Origin of the sequence: Flavobacterium sp. UGB4466, assembly GCF_903469665.1 — a bacterium.
Taxonomy (GTDB): domain Bacteria; phylum Bacteroidota; class Bacteroidia; order Flavobacteriales; family Flavobacteriaceae; genus Flavobacterium; species Flavobacterium lipolyticum.
In genome coordinates this window covers 24,676-31,743 of record NZ_CAGKLC010000055.1, presented here as the reverse complement: position 1 = coordinate 31,743, position 7,068 = coordinate 24,676, and the positions used below count along the sequence as shown (strand labels likewise).

1 protein-coding gene is annotated in these 7,068 nt (G+C 42.1%); it reads left to right on the top strand.

From position 1 onward, the window contains the following. The first annotated feature begins 93 nt into the window (after window positions 1–93). A complete protein-coding gene (locus tag JO950_RS13970) occupies window positions 94–7,059 on the top strand; it encodes a type I polyketide synthase (protein ID WP_237732359.1) in 6,966 nt (2,321 codons plus the stop codon). The last annotated feature ends 9 nt before the right edge of the window (window positions 7,060–7,068 follow it).

Here is a 7,068-nt window from a genome sequence, read left to right as displayed (position 1 = left end):
TTATTCCACTATACCACGATAACTACTATAGTACCACAAAGGTCATTATTAAAGTTACACCATTTCCAAATCTCATTTCAATCTTATCAACCTATGAAAAATTCTACTATTATAGGATTAACGCCTTTTGAAAAGCCAGACGTCAACCTAATGTCTCAATTATTTCAGGCCGGAGCATTCCCCGTATTAAGTTTAGGACATGATATCGAAATCGCTCAGGAAGCATTACATCAACTTGACGGGAACAGTATACCTTCCTACGGTATATATCTTACCAGTGACAGGCTAAGATCCCTTCAACTGCCCGAGCAGGTAAGCCTTGCGATCCTTCCATTTGGAATCTCAGTAGAAATCTATCCTAACGTATCACGAATTTATCAGGTAACGAGCCTTGAACAAGCCAGAGAAGCCGAACAACTGGGAGCTGTTGGAATTATTGTGAAAGGAAACGAAGCTGCAGGATTAGTTGGTTATGAATCTACATTTGTTCTCTTTCAGCGTGTCATACAAAAAATCAAGACCATACCGGTATGGGTACAAGGAGGAATAGGTCTTCATACCGCTGCTGCTGTAAAAGCACTTGGGGCAAAAGGTATTGTATTAGACAGTCAATTGGCATTATATCCCGAAAGTACCATTCCACAAGACCTCAAAAATCTATGTTCGAAATTAAATGGAACCGAAACCAAAATCATCGCCCAGCATCGCGTATTGGTTAGGCCCAATTCGCCTGTTTTATCTGAAAATGTTTCTATCGAAGAGTTAGGGCAATACTTTAATGACCTCGATCCTGAGAAAAGTTACATCCCGATGGGACAAGACATTGCTTTAGCTACAGAGCTGTATGAAAATTTCAAAACGTTAAAAAAATTGATTTTTGGATTTCATGAAGCCCTATACGGTCATCTTAAACAAGCGAAAGCATCTGCAATTATTAACGAAAATAATCCATTAGCCAAACAACTTGGTCTACGCTACCCGATCGCCCAGGGACCGATGACCCGCGTAAGTGATGTTCCGGCATTTGCCAATGCAGTAGCCGAAACAGGAGCTTTACCTTTTATAGCTCTTTCTTTACTCAAAGGAGAACAAGCAAGAGCATTAGTGATCGAAACTCAAAAACTGGCCGGCGATAAAACCTGGGGTGTAGGGATATTAGGTTTTGCGCCACAAGAATTACGAGAAGAACAAACCGCCTATATCCTTGAAGCCAAACCTCCCGTAGTATTGATCGCAGGAGGTCGGCCTGCACAAGCTAAAGTATTTGAAAAAGCCGGTATAACCACGTTTTTACATGTACCTTCGCCTGCGCTATTGGATATTTTCCTAAAAGAAGGTGCCAAAAACTTCGTGTTTGAAGGTCGGGAATGTGGTGGACATGTTGGTCCGCTCTCCAGCACAGTACTTTGGGAAAAACAAATTGAACGTATTTTAAAAGAAGATCATCCGGAAAATATAAGTGTATTTTTTGCCGGCGGAATTCATGATGCTTTTTCCACAGCCTTTGTATCTATTATGACCGCCACTCTCGCAGCCCGAGGGGTTAAGGTCGGTGTATTAATGGGAACAGCCTATTTGTATACACAAGAAGCAGTGAGTACAGGAGCTATTCAGCAAGAATTTCAGCAGCAAGCAATGAAAGCCAAAGATACCGTCTTGCTGGAAACGGCACCGGGTCATGAAACACGTTGTTTAAATACGGCATTCGCTCTACATTTCGACAATGAAAAGAAAAAGTTACTAGCCCTTGGAACGGACAAAAAGCAAATTTGGGAACAGCTTGAAAAACTGAATGTAGGACGTCTCCGAATTGCCGCAAAAGGCATTGACCGTCAAGGTGATGCACTCGTAACGATACCTAAAAACCAACAACTTGATTTAGGCATGTATATGATTGGGCAGGTCGCTACCATGCACAATCAGGTGATTACACTGGAATCACTCCATCATAACGTTGCTATCGAAAATCAAAAATACATTGAACAGGCCGAACTGCCGGAAAAACCTTCATCAGCCGAAAAAGCACTGGACATCGCTATTATAGGGATGGAATGCGTGTTCCCGGGTGCCAAAAATTTAGCAGAATACTGGCGCAATATCATTCTTGGAAAAGACTGTGTTACGGAAGTACCGGAGGAACGATGGAATAAAGACCTCTATTATCAGCCTGATTCTAATGGTTCGGATGTGTCACATTCAAAATGGGGCGGTTTTATTCCAAAAATAGATTTTGACCCGCTAGAATTTGGTATTCCGCCACAATCTCTTGCAGCGATAGAGCCAACGCAGCTTTTAACTTTACTCGTTGCCAAACGTGCAATGGAAGATGCGGGTTATGGTGAAAAACAAATCAACAGAGAAAATATATCGGTTATAATTGGTGCTGAAGGTGGAAACGATCTTGCCAACAGCTACAGTTTCAGAGGTTATTACAAACAGGTTTTTGGAGAGCTTCACGAAGAAGTAGAAAAAGCATTTCCACAAACCACGGAGGATTCATTTCCGGGTATATTGGCCAATGTAATTGCCGGCAGAATCACCAACCGTCTGGATCTTGGAGGACGAAATTTTACCGTTGATGCTGCCTGTGCTTCATCAATAGCGGCTATTGATCTGGCATGTCAGGAATTGATCCTGGGCAAATCGGATATGGTACTTACCGGAGGAGCAGATTTGCATAACGGTATCAACGATTATCTGATGTTTTCCAGCACACATGCCCTCTCCCGCAAAGGACGCTGCGCAACATTTGACAGTGCAGCCGACGGTATTGCGCTAGGCGAAGGGGTCGCTATTTTAGTCTTAAAACGATATGAAGATGCCCTGCGTGATGGTGACCGTATTTATTCGGTTATTAAAGGTGTCGGAGGATCGAGCGACGGTAAAGCTCTTGGTCTTACCGCACCGCGAAAAATCGGTCAGGTACGCGCATTGGAACGTGCCTATGATCAGGCAGGTATCAGTGCCGCTACAGTTGGTTTAGTTGAAGCGCATGGTACCGGAACAGTAGTCGGAGATAAAACGGAGCTTACAGCACTCACCAATCTATTTCTAAAATCCGGGGCTTTACCATCTCAAACCCATCTTGGTTCTGTAAAAACTCAAATTGGGCATACCAAATGTGCTGCCGGTCTGGCCGGACTTATCAAAGCCACTATGTCTGTATACCACGGAGTAAAACCTCCTACCCTTCATCTTCAACAGCCCAATGCCTACTTCGATGCCCACACAAGTCCTTTTGCTTTTCATGCAAAAACAGGATTATGGTCCGAAAAAGAACGTTATGCAGGGATTAGTGCCTTCGGTTTTGGTGGTACCAATTTTCATATGGTAATCGAAAATCATCCACAAAAAGAAGAAGCCGCCATTCTACAATACTGGCCCTCCGAATTATTCGTCTTCCGAGGGGATAATTATGATGCCGCCAAAATTCAATTGGAACAGGTAAAAACTTTATTGGAAATCAATGATAGTTTATCTTTAAAAGACATTGCCTACAGCTTAGCCGTGGGTTCAGAGAAACCGATTCAGCTGAGCATTGTTGCAGATACAGCCGAAGATCTGGTGATGAAAATCGAACTCTTGTTAACAGGCATTGAAAGTAAAGATATTTTTATGGTCAACAAACGAGCCGGTAAAACTGCATTTTTGTTTCCCGGACAAGGCAGCCAAAACATTCATATGGCACGAGATCTGTTCGTACTGTTTCCAGCCCTGCGAAAAATCATATCACAATATCCTGATTTAGAAAAAGTGGTCTTCCCTGCAGCCACATTTGATACCGCATCCTTAAAAAAACAAAAAGAAACCATTAAGGATACACGTCTCGCACAACCTCTTTTAGGTATTGTAGATCTTGCCTTAGCTCAGTTGTTACAGTCATTCGGTATTGTACCTGATATGTTAGCAGGACATAGCTATGGAGAGTTACCGGCTTTATGTTTTGCCGGTGTATTTAACGAACAACAGTTGGTTGAACTCAGCAGCAAACGGGCACAATCTATTCTAGACGCCATTACTGATAGTGATCCCGGAACTATGGTCGCGGTAAACCTGGATGCAGATCGTTTGAAAACAATTCTGGATCAACATCAGGACTGCTATGCTGTCAATTACAATTCACCAACTCAATGCGTTGTTGCCGGAAGTACCGCAGCTATTGACAAATTCATGGAGGCACTTAAAAACGAGCGCATCTCAGCCAAAAAACTGGAAGTTGCCTGTGCTTTTCACAGTCCTTTGGTGAGCAAATCCAAAGATTTGTATGCCACTGTTCTGAAAGAAATTCCTTTTCAGGAAATGCAGATTCCGGTTTGGTCCAACACCACAGCAGCCTTATACCCAAGCGCGGTATCTGACATTAAAGCACAGTTAACCGATCACCTGGTGCAACCCGTGCATTTTGTTGACGAAATCCAGGCCATGTATGCCGATGGAGCAAGGATATTTATTGAAGTAGGTCCCGGAAAAATATTAACAGGACTAACAAAGGCCTGCCTCAATCAAGAGGAACTGATCCTACATGTTGAGGATAACAATCATAACAGTCTCACCCATCTCCTTTGTATGTTGGCACAATACCTTGGAACTGGCCGCACCTTTAATCTAAATAAACTTTTTGAAGACAGACATGCGAATTTAATCCAAATCGATCAACCAGATCTTTATCAAAAGAGCCCAACGATTTGGCGTGTAAATGGACAAGCCGCTCATCCAACCACAGGTACATTACCTGCTCATGGTGCATTACCAATCGTAACTCCCATTCAAATGACAAACTCCAAAATCATCCAGACACCAAATACACAACCTGCCCCAGAACACCTACTACAGGAATATTTAAACAGTATGAAAATGTTGATCCAGGCGCAGCGCGATGTCATGCTTTCCTTCTTAGGACAACAGCAACAGCTAAACCCTATCCCCGTTTATGCCGCGACAGTAGAAAATAAGACCACTAATCCACTGGCCGCAACCGTAATTACAAACGATAAACCGATAGCTAAAGTAACATTACAGGTACCTTCAAGAGATATCAAATCTTTGTTGTTAACTGTGGTATGCGAAAAAACGGGCTATCCGCAGGAAATGTTAGGAATGGAAATGGATCTGGAAGCTGACCTCAGCATTGATTCTATCAAAAGAGTTGAAATTATCGGCGTGCTCCGCAATGAGCTTGGCATACTCAACAGTGATCATGAAAATGAAGATACAGTGATGGAACAACTGGCGGCAATAAAGACTTTAAACGGACTTGTAAGCTGGCTTACGGAATACACAGGTACTGTTGGTTCAGTTACAACAAAAATTGAATCATCACCTGCAGCACCTGTAGCAGCAGATAAAACCACCGTGACACTTGCAGAACTGCAAACGGCTATTTTAGATATTGTTAGTGAAAAGACCGGTTATCCGAAAGAAATGCTGGGACTGGATCTGGATCTGGAAGCCGATTTAAGTATAGATTCTATTAAACGAATGGAAATCATCAGCGATCTTAAAAATAAAATCGGATTTGGTGATGACAAGGAGCAGGCTGATGATCTTATGGAAAAATTAGCCGCCATAAAAACGTTAAATGGTTTAGCCGCCTGGATAAGTGAAATGAGCACAACTGAACCTGTGCAAAGTTTATTGACACGCCTTCGGTTTGATTTAGTACCCACCCTTATTTCCGAAGCACAAAACACCGAAATCCTTAAAGGAAAACGATTTGCAATAGTTCCGGACAATGGAACACAAACATTGGCCATTAAAACCATATTGGAACAATACGGTGCAATTACCGAGTTGGTTCATAACGAACAAAATCTAACGCTCTTTGATGGATTGATTATTACCGATATATACTCCGCTACTGTGAAGCATAGTATCATCGACCACGTTGGTCTTATTAAGAAGATGGATCTTGAAAAAGCACAATGGATTTATTTGATCACAGATATCCCGGCACATGTTGAAGAATTAAAAGACACCCGTGCACTACGTCATTATCAGGGTTATCCTGGATTATTCAAAAGTTTAGCCCGTGAGTTTGAACAAACTAACTTCAGGCTAATCAGTCTCCATACAGCACAGGAAACAAATCAAATAGCAGAAATTGCCTTACGTGAGATCCTGACAGCAGACCAATCCGTTGAAGTGATTTACAAAAACAATCAACGCCATAAAGTCGACATCATACCTTCACCTTTGTTAACGACTCTTGACGAGGCACATATCCAATTGGATCAAAAATCGGTTGTTTTAGTCCTCGGAGGCGGACAAGGTATTACTGCTGAGCTGGTCAAACACATGTCGGCAGCTTATCCATGTACCTATGTTCTTGTGGGCAGATCAGCAGACCCGAGAGAAGTTATTACCGATTCAAAAGCATTAGAATTAATGGAATCGAAAGAAGAAATCAGAAGCTACTTCATCAAGACCGGTAATTTCAGTGCTCCATCAGAAATTGAAAAAGAGACGCTGCGAATTTTCAAAAACAATCAAATTCTGCGCACCATTCGACACATGGAACAATTGGGAAATAAAGTAGTCTATCAATCCTTAGATGTTTGCGATGAAGAGGGGTTAACTCAGCTTATTCATGATATTTATAAACAATATGGACAATTGGACGGTGTCATTCATGGCGCAGGTCTTTTGGAAGACAAACTTTTCAGGCAGAAAACCACCAGTTCTTTTGAACGTGTCTTTGATACAAAAGTAAAACCCTTACGTGTGCTAGCCGAACAATTGCGTTCAGATTGCCAATTTGTAGTTTTATTTTCAAGCATCGCTTCCGTCTATGGCAACAAAGGACAAACGGATTATGCCGCAGCCAATAGTGTATTGGATGATTATGCCAGGGTCTTAAACAAAAGATTGAAAGGAAAAGTACTTTCGATCAACTGGGGGCCATGGAAAGGTGCAGGAATGGTTTCCTCATCCTTGGAAAATGAGTACGAACGCCGCGGAATTTCGCTGATCCCATTAGAGGAAGGAAAAGAACACTTTCTGAACGAAATCAAATACGGAACAGAAAGTCAGGTATTAATTATGTCCGGTAAAAATTGGTAATAACCGTCG